This window comes from Bifidobacterium felsineum (assembly GCF_002802915.1).
Taxonomy (GTDB): Bacteria; Actinomycetota; Actinomycetes; order Actinomycetales; family Bifidobacteriaceae; genus Bifidobacterium; species Bifidobacterium felsineum.
Map to the genome: position 1 here is coordinate 152,528 of NZ_PEBJ01000004.1, position 16,490 is coordinate 169,017.

12 protein-coding genes are annotated in these 16,490 nt (G+C 58.2%); 3 read left to right on the forward strand and 9 right to left on the reverse strand.

Annotated elements, in window-relative coordinates:
- Nucleotides 1-25 precede the first annotated feature (25 nt).
- The 9 genes from CSQ86_RS08360 to CSQ86_RS08395 form a co-directional block, all read right to left on the reverse strand.
- The gene (locus CSQ86_RS08360; protein ID WP_100494654.1) at nt 26-1,564 is read right to left on the reverse strand and encodes a glycoside hydrolase family 43 protein; all 1,539 of its coding nucleotides are present in this window, start codon (nt 1,562-1,564) and stop codon (nt 26-28) included.
- 83 nt (nt 1,565-1,647) lie between these two features.
- Nucleotides 1,648-3,687, reverse strand: a complete 2,040-nt coding sequence (gene yicI, locus CSQ86_RS08365) for an alpha-xylosidase (RefSeq protein ID WP_100494656.1) — start codon at nt 3,685-3,687, stop codon at nt 1,648-1,650.
- 183 nt (nt 3,688-3,870) lie between these two features.
- On the reverse strand, nt 3,871-6,096 hold the full coding sequence (locus tag CSQ86_RS08370) for a beta-glucosidase (protein WP_100494657.1): 2,226 nt from the start codon (nt 6,094-6,096) through the stop codon (nt 3,871-3,873).
- 63 nt (nt 6,097-6,159) lie between these two features.
- On the reverse strand, nt 6,160-7,635 hold the full coding sequence (locus CSQ86_RS08375; protein ID WP_100494658.1) for an alpha-L-fucosidase: 1,476 nt from the start codon (nt 7,633-7,635) through the stop codon (nt 6,160-6,162).
- Complete coding sequence (locus CSQ86_RS08380) at nt 7,628-8,305, reverse strand: SGNH/GDSL hydrolase family protein (RefSeq protein ID WP_100494659.1); 678 nt, start codon at nt 8,303-8,305, stop codon at nt 7,628-7,630. The genes CSQ86_RS08375 and CSQ86_RS08380 overlap by 8 nt, the downstream gene beginning before the upstream one ends.
- A gap of 135 nt (nt 8,306-8,440) precedes the next feature.
- A complete protein-coding gene (locus CSQ86_RS08385) occupies nt 8,441-10,012 on the reverse strand; it encodes an extracellular solute-binding protein (protein ID WP_341476027.1) in 1,572 nt (523 codons plus the stop codon).
- An 18-nt stretch (nt 10,013-10,030) separates the two neighbouring features.
- On the reverse strand, nt 10,031-10,198 hold the full coding sequence (locus CSQ86_RS09930; protein ID WP_243387771.1) for a hypothetical protein: 168 nt from the start codon (nt 10,196-10,198) through the stop codon (nt 10,031-10,033).
- Between the two features lie 183 nt (nt 10,199-10,381).
- Nucleotides 10,382-11,302 (reverse strand): carbohydrate ABC transporter permease, encoded by a 921-nt coding sequence (locus CSQ86_RS08390; RefSeq protein ID WP_033891610.1) that lies wholly within the window; start codon nt 11,300-11,302, stop codon nt 10,382-10,384.
- A 41-nt stretch (nt 11,303-11,343) separates the two neighbouring features.
- Nucleotides 11,344-12,384, reverse strand: a complete 1,041-nt coding sequence (locus CSQ86_RS08395; protein WP_100494660.1) for an ABC transporter permease — start codon at nt 12,382-12,384, stop codon at nt 11,344-11,346.
- A 265-nt stretch (nt 12,385-12,649) separates the two neighbouring features.
- Here CSQ86_RS08395 and CSQ86_RS08400 point away from each other — a divergent pair, with 265 nt between their 5' ends.
- From CSQ86_RS08400 to CSQ86_RS08410, 3 genes are read left to right on the forward strand one after another with little or no spacing between them, the layout of a single operon-like run.
- Nucleotides 12,650-13,297 carry a YesL family protein gene (locus CSQ86_RS08400; protein ID WP_100494661.1) on the forward strand — a complete coding sequence of 216 codons (648 nt, stop codon included), beginning with the start codon at nt 12,650-12,652 and terminating at the stop codon, nt 13,295-13,297.
- A 36-nt stretch (nt 13,298-13,333) separates the two neighbouring features.
- Nucleotides 13,334-15,385 carry a DUF6020 family protein gene (locus CSQ86_RS08405; protein WP_165773813.1) on the forward strand — a complete coding sequence of 684 codons (2,052 nt, stop codon included), beginning with the start codon at nt 13,334-13,336 and terminating at the stop codon, nt 15,383-15,385.
- 30 nt (nt 15,386-15,415) lie between these two features.
- On the forward strand, nt 15,416-16,270 hold the full coding sequence (locus CSQ86_RS08410) for a PucR family transcriptional regulator (RefSeq protein WP_100494664.1): 855 nt from the start codon (nt 15,416-15,418) through the stop codon (nt 16,268-16,270).
- Nucleotides 16,271-16,490 lie beyond the last annotated feature (220 nt).

Genomic DNA, 16,490 nt, shown 5'->3' on the forward strand with positions numbered 1-16,490 from the left:
GCTCCTTTGCGGTGTTATTCCGCCGCTATTGCTGCACGCTGTAATGCACGTTGTTGAAGGTGATGTTGCCTTGGCCGTGCGCATAGACGCCGAGCAGGATGCCGGTGAAGCCGCCCGCATTGGTGAAGCTCAGCAGTTTGCCCGGCACATGGCCGAGCAACTGCTCGCCGCCCGCGAATGCGCTGGTGTTGGCCACGGCGAAGTCGTATCCGGATTCGTCGCCGCGCACAATCAAGCGCAACTTGGCGCTTGCCGGTACAGCTACTGTGCCCACCACCGTGGCAAGTCCGGCGTTGTGGGCGGTGGCTTTGACGCGGATCAATCCATTGGCGTCGGAAGCGCGCACTGCGATGGTCAGGTAGTGATGGCTGTTGGCGTATACGGCAACGCCTGCTTCGCCAAGGGATAATGCGCGGGCGTCCGCCAATGTTGCGCCGAATTCGAAACGCAGGTCGGTCTGACGGGTGCCGATCATCGGCGCACCGTGGGTCAGATCGAATGATTGTGCGGCCGCGTGCACGGTGATGGTCGCGTTATTGGTGGTAGCCGGTGCCATGGCATGTCCGGACGATACGATGTACTGCTTGTCCGAATCGATGCCGGGAGTAATCCATTCAACGTCTGATTCCAATGAATCATTATGACCATTGAGGTCGCAGTCATATGACTGATCAGCCAGCTCGGGCCAGCCATCCTTCCAATCGAACCAGACGGCGTACGGTTCGCGACCAACCCAGCCCTGGGCTGGATATTCATTGTTGTTGCGAGTGCCATGGAACACCATCAGCGTGCGATTAGCCTCGAAGTGCGCGCAATCGCAGTGGCCGATGGCCTGCAAAGTCAGGTGGGTGGAACGATTGGTGATCAGCGGATTGCCCGGGTACATCTCATACGGGCCTTCCGGCGAATCCGAGCGCGCGATATTCTCCATATGCCCGGATTCGGTGCCGCCTTCCGCCCACATCAGGTAGTAGGTGCCGCCGCGCTTATACATGTGCGGACCCTCCGGATTGGAGCCGGTGATGCCGCCGCAGATGCGCTTGCGCTTGGTCAGCACCGTTCCGGTGGCGACGTCGATTTTTGACAGGTAGATGCCTGCAGGTTCGCGTTCGCCGTTCTCATCCGGTTCTCCACCTTCGTTACCGCAGATATAGGCGGTGCCATCGTCGTCAAAGAACAGACTCGGGTCAATGCCGGGCCAGCCTTCCACCCAGATGGGATCCGACCAGCCAGAGTGCGGATCGGTTGAGGTAAGAATCATGTTGCCGGTGTTCACGTTGGTCACGATGAGGTAATACGTGCCATCGTGGTAACGCAAGGTCGGCGCGTATATGCCCTGGCTGTTGTCCATCGTCTTGTACGGGAACTGTTCGGGGCGGTTCATCGCGTCACCGATCTTGTGCCAATGTTCGCCGTCTTCGGATTCGAAGACCGGGAGCCCCGGGAAGAACTCGAATGAGCTATTGACCATCAGGTACGTGCCCTGCGGGGTTTCACAGATGGTGGGGTCCGGGTGGAATCCGGAGGCGATGCGCCGTGCCGGCTTGACGTTGAACAGGGTCATGATTCTTACCTTTATTGCAAAGTCTTTGAGGCTCCCCTTGAGTCGGCTACGGCGGCTCAAGGGGAGCCAATAATAATTGGGACTCAGAAGGCCAGCGGATCGGAGCCGGGGCGAACCAGTACAGGCAGAGTGTGGTAGTCGTACTGTTCGGTGTACCAGCGGCCCGGCTCGTAGGTCTTGCCGGTCAGCAGGTTGGCCCATGCCTCACCAGCGTGGTCACCGCCAGCATCCGGCACGTAGAAGCGAGCGGTGCCGTCTTCGGAGAACACCGGTGCCACGAGCAGGTCGTCGCCCAGCATGTACTGGGTGTCGATGTCTTCGCAGGCCGGGTCGGCAGGGAACTCAAGCACCATTGCGCGCATCATCGGCACGCCGGTCTCATGGGTCTCCTTGGCCATAGCTTCCAGATACGGCTTGAGCTTGAGCTTGAGTTCGGTGAACTCACGGGAGACTTCCACGGCCTCGTCGCCGTACAGCCACGGCACCTTGTATTCGGTGGAACCATGGTAGCGGGAGTGGGAGGAGAGCAGACCGAACTGGGTCCAACGCTTGAACAGATCCGGGGTCGGCTTGTCTTCGAAGCCGGCAATGTCATGGCTCCAGTAACCGAAGCCGGACATGCCGAAGCTCAGGCCGGCGCGCAGGGATTCGGCCATAGACGGATAGTTGGAGGAGCAGTCGCCACCCCAGTGCACCGGGAACTGCTGGCCGCCCACGGTGGCGGAACGAGCGAACAGGATCGCCTCGTCCTTGCCCTTGGTTTCCACCAGCACGTCGTACACGGCCTTGTTGTACAGGTAGGTGTAGTAGTTGTGCATCAGCTCGGGGTCGGAGCCATCGTAGTACTGCACGCCTTCGGTGGGGATACGCTCGCCGAAGTCGGTCTTGAAGCAGTCGACGCCCTGGGCCACAAGGTGCTTGAGCTTGTCCTGGTACCACTTGGTGGCTTCAGGGTTGGTGAAGTCGACGATGGCCATGCCGGCCTGCCACTTATCCCACTGCCAGACTTCGCCGTTGGCATCCTTGATGAAGTAGCCCTTCTTGGCGCCTTCCTCGAACAGCGGGGACTTCTGGCCGATGTAGCTGTTGATCCACACGCACACCTTCAGACCGCGCTCATGCAGTTTGGCGAGCAGACCTTCCGGATCGGGGAACTTGGTCTCATCCCACTCGAAGTTGCACCATTCGAGTTCCTTCATCCAACGGCAGTCGAAGTGGAACACGGACAGCGGAATGTTGCGCTTGGCCATGCCATCGACGAATTCCATCACGGTCTTCTCGTCGTAGTCGGTGGTGAAGGAGGTAGAGAGCCACAGGCCGTAGCTCCAATCCGGCACCAGCGGCGGCTTGCCGGTCAGGTCGGTGTAGGTGTTGAGAATGCCCTTCAAATCCTTGCCACCGATCACCGAGTAGCTCATCTCTTCGCCGGGCACGGAGAACTGCACGCGGGAGACCTTCTCGGAGCCGACTTCGAAGCTGACCTTGCCGGGGTTGTCGACGTAGAGGCCGTAGCCTTTGTTGGACAGGTAGAACGGAATATTCTTGTATGCCTGCTCAGTGCCGGTGCCGCCGTCTTCATTCCAGATGTCAACGGTCTGGCCGTTCTTGACGAAGTTGGTGAAGCGTTCGCCCAGGCCGTAGATCTTCTCGCTGACGCCGAGATCCAGCTGCTCGGAAACGTGCAGACGGCCTTCCGGATCGGTGACGAGGCCCTTGGCGCGCCAGCCTGAGTGGGCGATGACCTTGCCGTCATAGATGTACTTGAAGTCGATGGTTTCGCCCTTGGAGATTTCCAACGTCAGCTTGCCGGAAGTGAAGGACCACTTGTCGTCATCCTCGGCGATGGTGACGGACGGGTCGGACTCATTGAGCGCGAACTTCGGGCAGTGGCTGCGATTCTTCTTGAAGTTGATGAGCCTGGTGGTGATGATGTCTTCGCGCGGGCTGGTGACTTCGATGGTCAGGATGCCGCCGTCCAGGGTCTGGCCAGGGTGATGAATCGGCACACCGAACGGGCAGAACAGGGTGAGCTTCTTCTCTTCGACGTTCGCCGTGTATACATTGGCCGCGTACTTGACGTCGAAGCCGTCTTTGACAAGCCATCCACCATTGAGGAACTTCATTGTTACGTCTCCTTCATTGCGAGTACGTTGTGTTGAAATTTATCTTATTTATAAGTCTATAAATAACCAATTTCGACACGCCAGTGCTGTACTAACTGCCGCATAAATACCGCAATACAACGCAAAAGGCCTGCCGCAGATTGCATTAAGCAATCCACAGCAGGCCTTGAAATTGCTGAGGTTTCAGGCAGTGATAGCCATACCGTCTTTCGATTGATCGGAATCCGCAGCCTCACAGGCCGCAAGGAATCCAGTCAGTCGGATGTCCGCCACCGATTCGCCAACGTATACATGGGCGGCCGGCGCAAGGGCATATGCTCCCGACTCGTTGGACCAGTAGCGCAGCGCACGTGCCGCATCCAGCACCAGCTCAATCTGGCGGCTTTCGCCCGGCTGCAGTTCAACCTTCGTAAATCCGCGCAATTCCTTGATCGGGCGGCTTTCGCCGGTACCCTCCAGACCGAAGTACACCTGTGGCACGGCCTTGCCGGCTCGCTTGCCGGTATTGGTCACCGTGAAGGCCAGACGAACCTCGTCATCCACGAGTCGCACATCGCATGCGCTGTAATCGAACGTGGTATATCCCAGTCCATGGCCGAACGGGAAGAGCACCGGTACATGCTCGGTCTCGTAATGGCGGTACCCCACGAAGATATCCTCGTCATAGCGCACATGGAGGCCGGGGCCGAAGGTGCCGATGGAATGTGCGGGGCTGTCTTCCAGAGCCATCGGGAACGTTTCGGGCAGGTGTCCGCTCGGGTTCACACGGCCGAGTAGGGTCTCGGCGAGCGCGGTGCCGGATTCGCATCCGTTGTACCAGTTCCAGACAATCGCGCGGGCGCAATCGGCCCATGGCATAGCTACCGGGGAGCCGGCCACGAACACCAGAATCGTGTTCGGATTGACTTCGAGCAATGCTTCGATCAATGCATCCTGACCGTAAGGCAGCTGCAGGTTCTCACGGTCGCGGCCTTCGAGATCGTATTCGTGATCGAGTCCACCTACGAAAATCACCGGATCGCCGGAGGCTGCGTATTCTCGAGCCAGGGATACGGCTTCTTCGCGTAGGTGGGCGGCGCGCTCGGCATCGTCGGCAGCAGAGTCAACCGAGTTCTCCAAGCTGTCTTCCTGCCAGGAATCATCCTGTACCACCTGCTTGGCGTCGTAGCCGAGTGCGTATTCGATCTCCACGTTGCCGCCGAGCTGGCCATTCAGACCCAAGATCGGCGTCACTTCGTGCAGCGCCTTGATGACCGCGCTGCCACCGCCGCTGGAGTGAATGCGGTCGGCGTTCGCGCCAACGACCAGTACGCGGCGCATCGAATGTTCGTCGAGTGGAAGCAGCGTATGGCCTTGGTCATCGGCCTCGTTCTTCAGCAACACGATGGATTCGCGGGCCACATCCAGTGCAGCCTGAGCGTGTGCGAGCGTGGCATAGGAGCCGGGCTTGCGGGCGGTGTTTTCCGCACCATGCTCACCATGCTCACCATATGCCGGCAGCATGTGCAACGCATCCATGACGGCAAGCACGCGCAACACCTTGGCATCGATGTCCACTTCGTCGACCTCGCCGTTCTGCACGGCCTTGCGCAGCGGATTCGCGAAGTAGTACTCATCGAAGTTCGGTGTTACGGACATCTCCACATCCAGGCCCACGCGAGCGCTGGCCACCGTGCGCTTGACGGCGCTCCAGTCAGAGACCACGAAGCCGCGGAAGCCCCATTCGCCGCGCAGAATATCGTCCAGCAGGCGCTTGGATTCGCAGCACTGCTCGCCGTTGACGAGGTTGTATGCACCCATCAGAGAGAGCACGCCGCCGCGCTTAACCACATCTTCGAATGCCGGCAGGTAGATTTCGCGCAATGCTCGTTCGCTGATGGTCTCGTCGACTTCCAAGCGATCGGTTTCCTGGCTGTTGGCCGCATAATGCTTGGCGCAGGCGGCCACATCGGACTCCTGCACACCTTTGACGAAGGCCACGCCCTGCTCGCCGGTCAGATAAGGGTCTTCACTCATGTATTCGAAGTTACGGCCGCACAGCGGGCTGCGCTTGATGTTGATGGAGGGGCCGAGAATCACATCCTTACCGCGCCCTCGAGCCTCAGCACCCAATACCTGACCGGCCTTATGCGCCAGATCACGGTTCCAAGTGGATGCCACTGCGGAGCCGGAAGGCAGGTAGGTCACGCGATCGCGCGTGTTGTAGAGCGGAGCCCAATTGTCGTTGTGCAGCTCCTCGCGCGGACCCATCGGGCCGTCATCCATCTTGAACGGCGGAATGCCCAGCCTCGGCACACCTTCGGTGCGGAAAAGGCCGGCAGCGTGAATCATATCGACTTTTTCATCCAGCGTAAGCTCGGCGAGCAGCGTGCGTGCTGCGGCAACGTTGGCTTCGGTAATGGCAGTCATGATGGTCTTTCTTTCGGTATTGCTTGGGTTCCAGCATCGATGCCGCAACCCAAGCTGCAGTGCTTATTGAACGGTGATTTTGAATCCGATGGGCAGGTTTGCGGCAAATCCCGGACGCTGTACCGGCACGATGATCAGCCCGCTGTTGGTGCGCTCGTACGATACAGGTCCTGCACCAAGCTGTTCGACCGTGTCGATCACGCCGTTGAAGGGCGGTTTGACGCCGTCGTGATATGCGGCGAACGTGGTGCAGGTCACCGATTCGGCGTTGGCCGGGTTGAGGCAGAACGCATAAATCGCACCGTTCTTTGTAGTGAATCGCCAGTCCGCTGCCGTGTATTCAGTTGCCTGCTGATCGGCGAACATACCAGAGCCGGCCACGGTCGGACCCTCCTGCGTGATGCGCCATGGACGGGTGCCATAGATGCCTTCGCCGTTGGCCGCCATCCATGCACCCATTGTTTCCAGCAGTTCGCGATCATGGTCCGCAATCGAACCGTCTGCGCGAGGGCCGACGTTCAGCAGGAGATTGCCGTTCTTGCTTACCGCGTCCAGCAGCGCGATCACCAGCTCATCCACGCCCTTGTATTCCAGAGACGTGGTGTAGCACCAGGAGTTACGCGCGATGGCGGTATCGGTTTGCCAGACGAACGGCGTTGCATCGGCGTAGCCGCCGCGTTCAACGTCGACGATGCCGGAGCCCCATGCCATGCCGTCGTATTTGTAGCAGATGGACGTCGGCTTGCCCCATTCGGCACCGCGGTTGTAATAGAATGCGGCCAATTTGCGCATGTACGGCTTGAATGATTCATGCTGTACCCACCAGTCGAAATACAGCAGTTCAGGTTGGTAATTATCGATGATTTCGCATACGCGCAGCAGCCAGTCTTCAAGGTATTCGGCAGTGGGATGCGGGTCGGAGTGGATGTCGAACTCGTTGCGTTCGGGCATGGCCGGCCAGTAGAAGCCGCCCTTGGTATCCGCTTCGGCACCTTGCACATCGGAGTCGAAATCTCGGCCGTGGCTCATGAACCACCAGTGTTCGGCACGATGGTTGGACGCGGCAAAGTGCAGCCCATGCTTCAACGTCGCTTCGCGCAGCTCTCCGATGATGTCGCGATGTGGGCCAGTTTCCACCGTGTTCCAGTGCGAAAGTTCGCTGCGATACATCTGGTAGCCGTCATGATGTTCGGAAACCGGGAAGTAGTAGCGGGCGCCGGCTTTGGCGAACAGGTCAAGCCATTCATCCGCATTGAATCGTTCGGCGGTGAACATCGGGATAAAGTCTTTGTACCCGAATTCGGCTTGCGGTCCGAAGACCTCGCGATGATGATCGAATTCCGGGTAGCCTTCGATATACATGTTGCGCGAATACCATTCATTGCGGTATTCAGGCACAGTGTAGAGGCCCCAGTGGGTGAAGATGCCGAATTTGGCATCCGGGAACCATGCCGGCACGGGAGCCTGAGCAAGCGATTGCCACGTATCTGAATACGGGCCTGCGGCAATCACTTGATCGATGGTGTGCAGATCAATCATCGAATGTGCTCCTATTCCAATCGAAACCTACAGCCTGGCACCATGAACGGGCGATAATCATCGCGCCGCGCTCGTATGGGTGCACACGATCCTGGCTGGCCAGGCAGCCATGCAGTTGGGTCAGCCAGTGGTCCACGGCCGCTTGCGTATCCACGAAGATTGCGCTGTGCTTTTCGGCCACACGCTTCGAAGCCGCGGCGAATTCCTCGATTTTGGCGCGCATCTGGTCTTGCGGATTCGGCTCGAACATGAACGGACGCATGACGATGATGCCTTTGAGCTCCGGCAGGGCTTCCTTGGTGCGTTCGAGCAGCTCATCGTAGATGCGCTCGAAATCCTCCACGGTGTTGAGTCGCGCCTGCCAGAGCGGTCCGTCAAAGTATCGCCATGCATCATTGACGCCGACCATCACGGAAACATAGTCCGGCTTCAGATCGATGACATCCTGCTGCCAGCGTTCGGATAATGCCACGATATCGTCGCCGCTGATGCCGGAATTGATGGTGCACAATGCACGATCAGGGTAGACGGCGGTAAGCAGGTTATGCAGAGCGTTCACGTAGCCGGTGCCGTAACCCCAACCGCCCGGGATGGCGGTACGGTCGCGGCCGGCATCGGTGATGGAATCACCCATGAACACGATGCGGGAATGTTTCGGGAAAATCAGCATGATGATCGCTTTCGGATATGAGATTGCGCGGTGGCCCGGAAGGAGCTGGGCCGCCGCGCAATGCGAGGAAAGGGCTGTTACCAGTGATAAGGATCACTTCGGCAGTCTCTCAGCGGAGGCTGCCGAAGAGGGGAATCACTTGGATGCTTCGTACTGCTTGACGACTTCCTGGCGAGCCTTGATCCAGTCCTTGGCGTTCTGCTGATCAACCTTGAGCACGCTGTCGTAACCGAGATCCTTGACCTGCTGACGAGCGTCCTTGAGCACCTTGGTGAACTCGGAGTCGGACTTGGCCACGAGGGCGTTCCAGGAAGCGTTGACGACCTCAGTCTTGATGGAGCTGCGGGTTGCGGAGACGGTGGACTCTTCCTGCGGAGTGGTGTAGGAGGCACCCGGAGCCACAGCGAGCAGGTTGTTCTTCTGGAGGTAGTCGATGTCGCTGGTGGCGCCGCCCATGTGCTCGGACCAATCCTGGAACAGAGCGGAGGTGTCGGCCTCGGACTCCCACAGCTGCGGGTTGAAGGCAGCACCGGTCTTGGAGTCAATGTCGTTCTGCTGCACGGCCTTGAAGTTCAGCAGGGAGAAGCCGGTGTCGTAGGTGCCGCCGCCAAGCTTGTCGGAGATCTTGAGGTTGGCGTGGTCGCCGTTCATGGCCTGCTTGCCGAAGTCGGTGAGCTGAGGCTTGCCGTCCTCGCCTTCGGTCCAGCAGCCGAGTTCCTTCGGGCATGCGGCGCCACCGGCGTTGGAAGCGGCGGCGTACACGCCGTCGGAGGAGTACAGCCAATCGATGAACTTGGCGATGCGTTCCTTGTACTTGGACTTGGAGCCGATGGCGATGATGGTGGTGCCGTCACCATCCGGGGTGAAACCGGTGGAGTAGACCTTCATGGTCTGCAGCGGGGCGAGCATGAAGCCCACGCCCTTGGCCTTGTTCTCATCGGAGTTCATACGCGGCTTGCCCAGCCAGCTGAAGATGGAGACGAGGGTCTTGCCGTTGGTCACCTTGTTCTGCATGGTGTCCCAATCCTGGGTGGTGGATTCAGGATCCACGAGACCCATCTGATCGGCCTTGTTGAGGAATTCGAGAGCCTGCTCGTAGACGCCGCCTTCCTTGGTGGCCGGCTGCACGTCCTTGCCGTCAGCGCTCACGAACACGGAGCCCTGGCCCTGGTAGCCAAGCCAGTTGACGATGGCGGAGGCGTTGTTCATCACATCGCCATCCCAATCCTTGAACAGGGAGAAGGCGTAGATGTCGTTCTGGCCGGTTTCCTTGCGGGCCAGATCCTGCATATCCTTCAGCACGTCGAGGAAGGAATCCAGGTCCTTGATTTCAGGGTAGCCGAGCTCCTTGTAGTACTCCCAGCGGATGTACGGAGCGGAAGTAGGCTCCATGCCTTCGCTCGGGCTGGACGGGTCGGAGGAGGAAACGCCCTGCGGAATACCCCACACGCCGTCCTTGCCGGCCTGCTTGGTCACGGAATCCACAGCGTTCTGGTATTTCTTGACGTTGGTCATCTTGCTGTAGTACGGCGTCATGTCGGTCACCAGGTTGGCCTTGACCAGCTTCTCCAAACGGCCGTTGCCGGTGCCGGTGATAATCAGGTCGCCCAGGGAGCCGGAAGCTGCACGGGTATCGAACACGGTGTCACCGCCGGAGACGTTCGGAGCGATGATGTTGAGCTTCAGGTTGAACTTATCCTTGACGATCTTGGCGAACCAGCCCTTTTATTCGCCCTGCTGGTTGGCCAGGGAATCGAACACATCGATGGTGACCAGCGAGCCATCATCCTTGGCGTCAGCTGCGGTGTCACCACCGCAAGCGGCCAACGAGAACGTCATCGCCGCGGCCAGGCCAACGGCCAGTACCGAGGTGAGCTTCTTCTTGAGTTCCATAACGGAAACCTCCTTGTTTCTTTTTTCCTTGTGCTGTCTTGAAAAGTTTGATTGTGTAGTTGAGGACCTCAGTCCTGCAAGAACGGACCTCGCTCCGCTCGGACTCAATCCGACCTTCACCGGGACTATCGCCCCGGCTCAGGCTGAGGTCAGTCGGAAGCCCACCGGGCTTCCTTGATGACCTCAGCCCTTAACCGCGCCGAGCATCATGCCCTTGACGAAGAAGCGCTGGAAGAACGGGTAGACGAACATAATCGGCAGCACCACGATGACGGAGACGGTCATACGAATCGAGGTCGGGGTGGCTGCGGAGGCCAGGGCGGCAACGTTGGCGGCGTTCGCCTTAGCGGCGTTGGCCAAGGCGCTGGCCTGGTTGATGTACGTGTACAGCAGGTACTGCAGGGAGTAGAGCTTGTCGTCGGTCATGTAGATCAGGGTGTCCTGGAAGGAGTTCCACTGGCCGACTGCGGAGAAGATGGCGACCGTGGCCAAGATCGGCGTGCACATCGGCAGCACGATCTTGCCGAAGATCGTCAGGGTGCCGGCGCCATCCATCTCGGCGGCCTCCTGCAGGGAGTTCGGAATCGACTCGATGTAGGTCTTCACCAGGATGATGTTGAACGGCTGCACCACTGCCGGCAGGATGTAGACCCAGAAGTTGTTGGTCAGACCGAGGTTCTTCATCGTGATGAACATCGGAATCAGGCCGGCGTTGAAGTACATCGTGATAACCACGAAGCGGTACCAGAACGAACGGGCCCACATCTTCTTCTGTGTGAACATGAAGCCCAGGTAGGCGCTGGCGAGCACGGTCAGCACCGTACCGATCACGGTACGGGCCAGAGAGATCCATGCCGCGCGGCCGAGGCCGGAGAGCGCCAGCACATCCTTGTAGTTCTGCAGATGGAAGCCCTTGAACCACCAGGTCACCTCGCCCGCCGCAGACAGGTTGTTATCGGACAGCGAGTTGATGATCAAGTAGTAGAACGGGTAGGTGCAGATCAGTGCGAACACTGAAAGCAGCACGATGTTGAATACGTTGTAGACTTTCTCACCTGTGGTGCGACGCATCGCCGGCGAGACGCTTGACTTCTGCTTTGCCATGATTGTTCCTTAATAAATCTCGCGTGACTTTGCTTGGCCGATCAGACGATGCCCTCGCCGCGGGTGCGCTTGGACAGCCAGTTGACGATGAAGAGCAGGGCGACGGAGACCAGCGACTTCAGGATGGAGATCGCGGTACCCAGCGACAGGCTGGAGTTGCCGAGGCCGACGTTGTAGACGTACAGGTCGAGCACTTCGATCCACTTCTGGTTGAAGTTGTTCTGGAACACGTAGTACTGGTCCATGCCGTTGTTCAGGAAGTTGGAGATGGAGAGCATGAGCAGCACGAAGTAGGTCGGCAACAGCTGCGGAATGGTCACATGCCAGATCTGCTGGAAGCGGTTGGCGCCGTCCACCTGTGCGGCTTCATACAGTTCCTGATCGATGCCGGCAATGCCTGCGAGGTACATGATGGAGCCCCAGCCGAGGCCCTTCCACAAGTTCCACAGCAGCATCTTGAGCCAGATGTGATCGCCGGAATCAAGGAACTTGATTGGCTCGGTGATCAGGTGCAGGTTCTGCAGCAGCTCGTTGATCATGCCGGAGGAGGAGAACATCGCGAAGGCGATGGAGTAGACCAGCACCCAGGAGATGAAGTTCGGCAGCGTGGTGAGCGTCTGAATCAGGTTCTTGAACCACTTCGCGCGAATCTCGTTCAGGGCGATGGCGAAGATCACCGGGAAGAACGAGGTCAGGATGTTCAGGCCGGACATCGCGAAGGTGTTCATCAACACCTGACCGATCTTGGCCAGCTGAGCCGGGTTCTGCACGAGCAGCTCAAACCACTGCAGACCCACGAACTCGCTTTCGGACAGCGGAATCGGCGGCTGGTAATCATAGAAGGCGTAAATCCAGCCGAACAGCGGCAGGTAGCTGAAGAGCACCACCATAACCAACAGGGGTGCGACCAGCAGGAACAGCTTCAATCCGTGGCGCTTGTTGTAGTCGGCACCAGGAAGCATCTTCTTCGCCTTGTTGGCGGCACGACGATCACGACGGCTACGCGCCGGCTTGGCGTCGGCAGCTGCGACGTTATCCGAGGCAAACCCGACTTCGCCGTCTGCGGTTGCAACGTTCTGCATCTTGTCTCCTTTGAAGCAATGCAGTGAAGACCATCATGGGTGCGACCCGTTTCGCAACCCGTTGTCTTCTTTTCTCTTGTTTATAAGTTTATAAATAAGATTTTTTCTGTCAACCGCACCTACGTCCCTTAAGGCCATTCAGCGCATTTGCAACACCGGAAAATCGTTGGAAAATCGCGGAATTCGACCAATAGAATTTTTATTTATATACTTATAAATAAGCGTGTCGCAATCGGTGAAACATCACCTAGGAATAGGAGGAACGATGAAGTTCAATACCAATGCGCCCTTCTGGCGGTTCATGGATACTCTGGTGCATTTCACCGCATTGAATCTGTTGTATCTACTGACGATGATCCCCGTCATCACCATTGGCCCTGCTCGTGCGGCGCTGTACAGCACACTGTTTGCATACGACGAAAACGATGACATCAGCCTCACCCGCGAATACCTGCGCCGCTTCAAGCGGGAGTTCAAGCACGGGCTGATCTCCGGCATTATTATCATGGTGCTTGCGGCGGCCATCATCTTCGGCCTTGCCTTCTGGGCTGCCTGGAACACCAACGCCTCCTATATTCCGTTGATTGTGCTCATTATGGCGGCAGTCATTGTGACGCTCACCGCCGAATATCTCTTCCCGATGCAGGCCCGTTTCGAAAATCCTTTGGGCACGCAGTGGAAGTTGGCGGCGATGTTCCCCTGGCGTGCGTTCCCCTGCACCTTAGCGCTGCTCGGCATTGATGTAGTGCTGCTCGCGGTGGCCTATTTCATCCCGTTCATTCGCGTACTTGTACTGATTTTCGGCGTGGCCTGGGGCGCTTACGCGAAGTCCTTGGTCTTCCTCTGGGGCTTCAAGCGGTATGGCGGTATGGGTCCGGTGGAGCGGCCTACTTATATCAACGCACACGACTAGCCTTGCCGTTCGCGTGTGCGGCTACCATTGACTGACATGACGTCACCAGCCATATCCAAGCCTGCCGCCGTCGCGGAACCCATCGTATCCGCGACGAACTCACGCTCCCATACGCAGCTCGCCCGCCTTGGCACCATCGCCCGGTGGACATTAGCGGTGTTGGCTTGCTTGTGGCTGTCTTTGTGCACCGCCGTCGGCCCGCTGTATTGGGATTTCGAGACCGGCACCATCGCGCACTGGAACTGGGCGAACACCGCAATTTTCATCGGCTCGTTCGTCATATATCTCGGCATTATCGTCATTCTGGTGCGACTCGCGAAAATCGGACGCATACTGCCCGCCAAACTCAGCAAACGATGGAGCGCGGCCGATCAGCGGTTCTTCGCAAGCGCTGGCAGTGTCGAGAGCACAGCTGATAGTGCAACGGCCGCCAAGTCAGAAGCCGGCAATCCTAAGGGCAAAATCCGATTTCGCATCTCTCCGCACCTTATCGTCTCATCGGTAGCGCGGGCGCTGTTGTTCTGCAATCGCTGGATCGTGCGCGGCACGAACCGATTCTGGAAACTGCTGCTGGTGTTCTTCATCGGCTGGCTGTGGATTCCCACTACGCTGCTCGCCGCATTCGGCGCTGATGTCCGCTCGCAGATCCGCGAATTCAGCTGGGCCTGGAACCAGTGGACGGGATTGAAGCAGCCCTACATCGGATTCTTCTCGTTCGTGCCGATGGACATCTACCCCACCGCGCACTATATGTGGCCCTCCAATCCCACGTATCTGACCGACCAGCACAATATCGTGCTGACATTGATCTATGGTGCGACAGCCTCATTCTCGCGCTATGTGACCGGTTCGAACGATGCCGGCATCGTGGTGCTCGCCGCCCTGCAGATGCTGTTCGCGGTGTTCTGCTGCGCCGCCACCGCCCATCGCTTCCTGAACCGACCGTGGATGAATGCAACCGCAGCCGCGGATTCGGCAACGCCTCAGCAGGCCGGCGGCTTGGCGCGATTCCTGATTCTCCTGTTCTTTATGGTGTGCCCGCTGGCCGTATTCTCCACGATTTCGCTGACCAAATCACCCCTGTTCGCGTTCGCGTTCGTCTGGTGGTTCGGCATCTGGTATGAGCTCACGCAAACATGGAAGCCCTCGGTCAAGCTGCCCCGCCACAGCTTCATCGCCTTTATCGTGTCTACTTCAGTGATGCTGATTTCCGCCAAATACGCGTGGTACATCATCGCACTGCAAATCGTGCTGGCCATCATCGCCGACCGCCGCCGCTGGGCCACCTATGTCGCCGCGCTGCTCATCCCCACCGTGCTGATTCACGGCGGCATCGCCTATGCCATTTCTTCGAATATGATTATCGGCGGCGACCCGATCGAAAGCCGGGGCGTGCAGCTGCAGATGATCGCGCGCGTGGCGCAACGCAATCCTGATGGCATCTCAGACGAGGCCATGAAGAACCTCTCCCCTGTGTTCAATAAGGATCAAATGGCCGACGCCTATTCCCAGCAGGATGCCGACCCGGTGAAATCCTCCGGCATTCAGGCCAAAAAGGTGAGCTATAAGTGGCGTACGGTGACTCCGGACGACATGGCGAACTTCAATAAGGCGTGGCTGGATATCGTCAAAGACAATCCTGTGATCGCATTCGACGCACTGATGGCCAAATGCTTCGGCTACTTCAATGTGACCGATCAGCCGTATGTATCCATGGGCTACTACGTGTCCAGCGACTATGTGCAGAAGAACTCGGTGTGGATCAAATCGTATAACCATGATTGGCGCGAGCATATCGCCGCTTTCGCCAAGTCCTGGGGCTTGATTCCGGTGCTGGGCTGGCCGACGCATGGTAATTTCTACGTGGTGTTGACGCTGCTGTTTGGTGCTGCTGAAGTGATTCGACGCCGTTGGCTCACCTTGATGACGCATATTCCGCTGCTGTTGTTGATGGGCGTAATGATTACCGCGCCGGCCAACAATTTCGAGCGGCACATGTTGCCTGTGGCGTTCGTATTCGGCTTTGTCGTGCTCACCTACTGGCGTGAATCACGCGCTGAGTTGGCTAAGGCAACCGATCATCGGTAACCCCCAGCATCAAGGTTTACACTATTGGGTATGCCTTCAGACTTTCTTGATCTTCTCGCCGCCGATGCAGCCGATGCCAATGACGTTTCTGCTGTGGACCGGATCCGCAAGGTTCTTTTCGAATGTCTGTTTAACCAGCTTTCCGACCAGCGCATAACCTCATTGTTCACGTTGCTCGGCTTCGATGGCGAGTTCGATTGCTATGCCATCGCCGGTTACCCTGCGCGTTCTTCGGCACGAACGCGCAAGTCCATCGAAAAAATCGTTTCCGATTTTGCCGGAGATTGTTTGACGGCCGAGCATGCCATGGGTAATCCAGTCGTGCCGAATGCGGATGATAGCGGACGCGCGAATAAGTCCAATACCGTGGTCGTGGCCCTGATCCGCCCGGTTGGGGCCGCTACGCCTGAGGTGATTTGCAATACGATTGCGTCGGAGTTCGACGATACACGCCCGCTGTCATTAGGGCCGCAGCGCAGTGGCGCGGAAGGCGCGATGAAGTCGGTTCGTACCGCTCTCTACTGCCTGCAGGCTGCGCCCGCTCTGGCTGCCGCTGTTCCGCAACTGCCACGTCCACTCCGCAACGACGATGCCTTGCCTGAGCGTGCGATGATTGGCGATCCTGATGCGCGTGAAGAGCTTGTACACGTGGTGTATGGCAGCCTGGCAGCTGCGGGACCTGACGATCCGACATTGCTAACAGTATCGACATTCCTGAAGTACGGAGGCTCACTGGAAACGGCCGCCAAGGAGCTCAATGTGCATCCGAATACGATTCGATACCGCTTGAAGCGTGCAGCCGAATCGACAGGTTGGGATGCGACTGACCCGCGCGAGGCATTCGTGCTCTCCTGTGCGATTGCGTTGGGTCATATGGCCGCGTAGCAGTATTACTAAAATGCCGAGGCTCTCTATGGAATTTATACTCCATAGAGAGCCTCGGCATTAGTAGTGTCTCTCTTCATTCGACACTGCGTTCAAAGAACAAAAAAGTCCGACATCGATTGATGTCGGACTTTAAAAGTTAAATGCGGCGGTGTGCTACTCTCCCACACTCTGTCGGGTGCAGTACCATCGCCGTGCCAGGCCTTAGCTTCCGGGTTCG

Coding starts and splice junctions, on each gene's coding strand:
- CSQ86_RS08360 (WP_100494654.1), bottom strand. CDS start 1,564: ATGACCCTGTTCAACGTCAAGCCGGCACGGCGCATCGCCTCCGGATTC.
- yicI (WP_100494656.1), bottom strand. CDS start 3,687: ATGAAGTTCCTCAATGGTGGATGGCTTGTCAAAGACGGCTTCGACGTC.
- CSQ86_RS08370 (WP_100494657.1), bottom strand. CDS start 6,096: ATGACTGCCATTACCGAAGCCAACGTTGCCGCAGCACGCACGCTGCTC.
- CSQ86_RS08375 (WP_100494658.1), bottom strand. CDS start 7,635: ATGATTGATCTGCACACCATCGATCAAGTGATTGCCGCAGGCCCGTAT.
- CSQ86_RS08380 (WP_100494659.1), bottom strand. CDS start 8,305: ATGCTGATTTTCCCGAAACATTCCCGCATCGTGTTCATGGGTGATTCC.
- CSQ86_RS09930 (WP_243387771.1), bottom strand. CDS start 10,198: ATGGAACTCAAGAAGAAGCTCACCTCGGTACTGGCCGTTGGCCTGGCC.
- CSQ86_RS08390 (WP_033891610.1), bottom strand. CDS start 11,302: ATGGCAAAGCAGAAGTCAAGCGTCTCGCCGGCGATGCGTCGCACCACA.
- CSQ86_RS08395 (WP_100494660.1), bottom strand. CDS start 12,384: ATGCAGAACGTTGCAACCGCAGACGGCGAAGTCGGGTTTGCCTCGGAT.
- CSQ86_RS08400 (WP_100494661.1), top strand. CDS start 12,650: ATGAAGTTCAATACCAATGCGCCCTTCTGGCGGTTCATGGATACTCTG.
- CSQ86_RS08405 (WP_165773813.1), top strand. CDS start 13,334: ATGACGTCACCAGCCATATCCAAGCCTGCCGCCGTCGCGGAACCCATC.
- CSQ86_RS08410 (WP_100494664.1), top strand. CDS start 15,416: ATGCCTTCAGACTTTCTTGATCTTCTCGCCGCCGATGCAGCCGATGCC.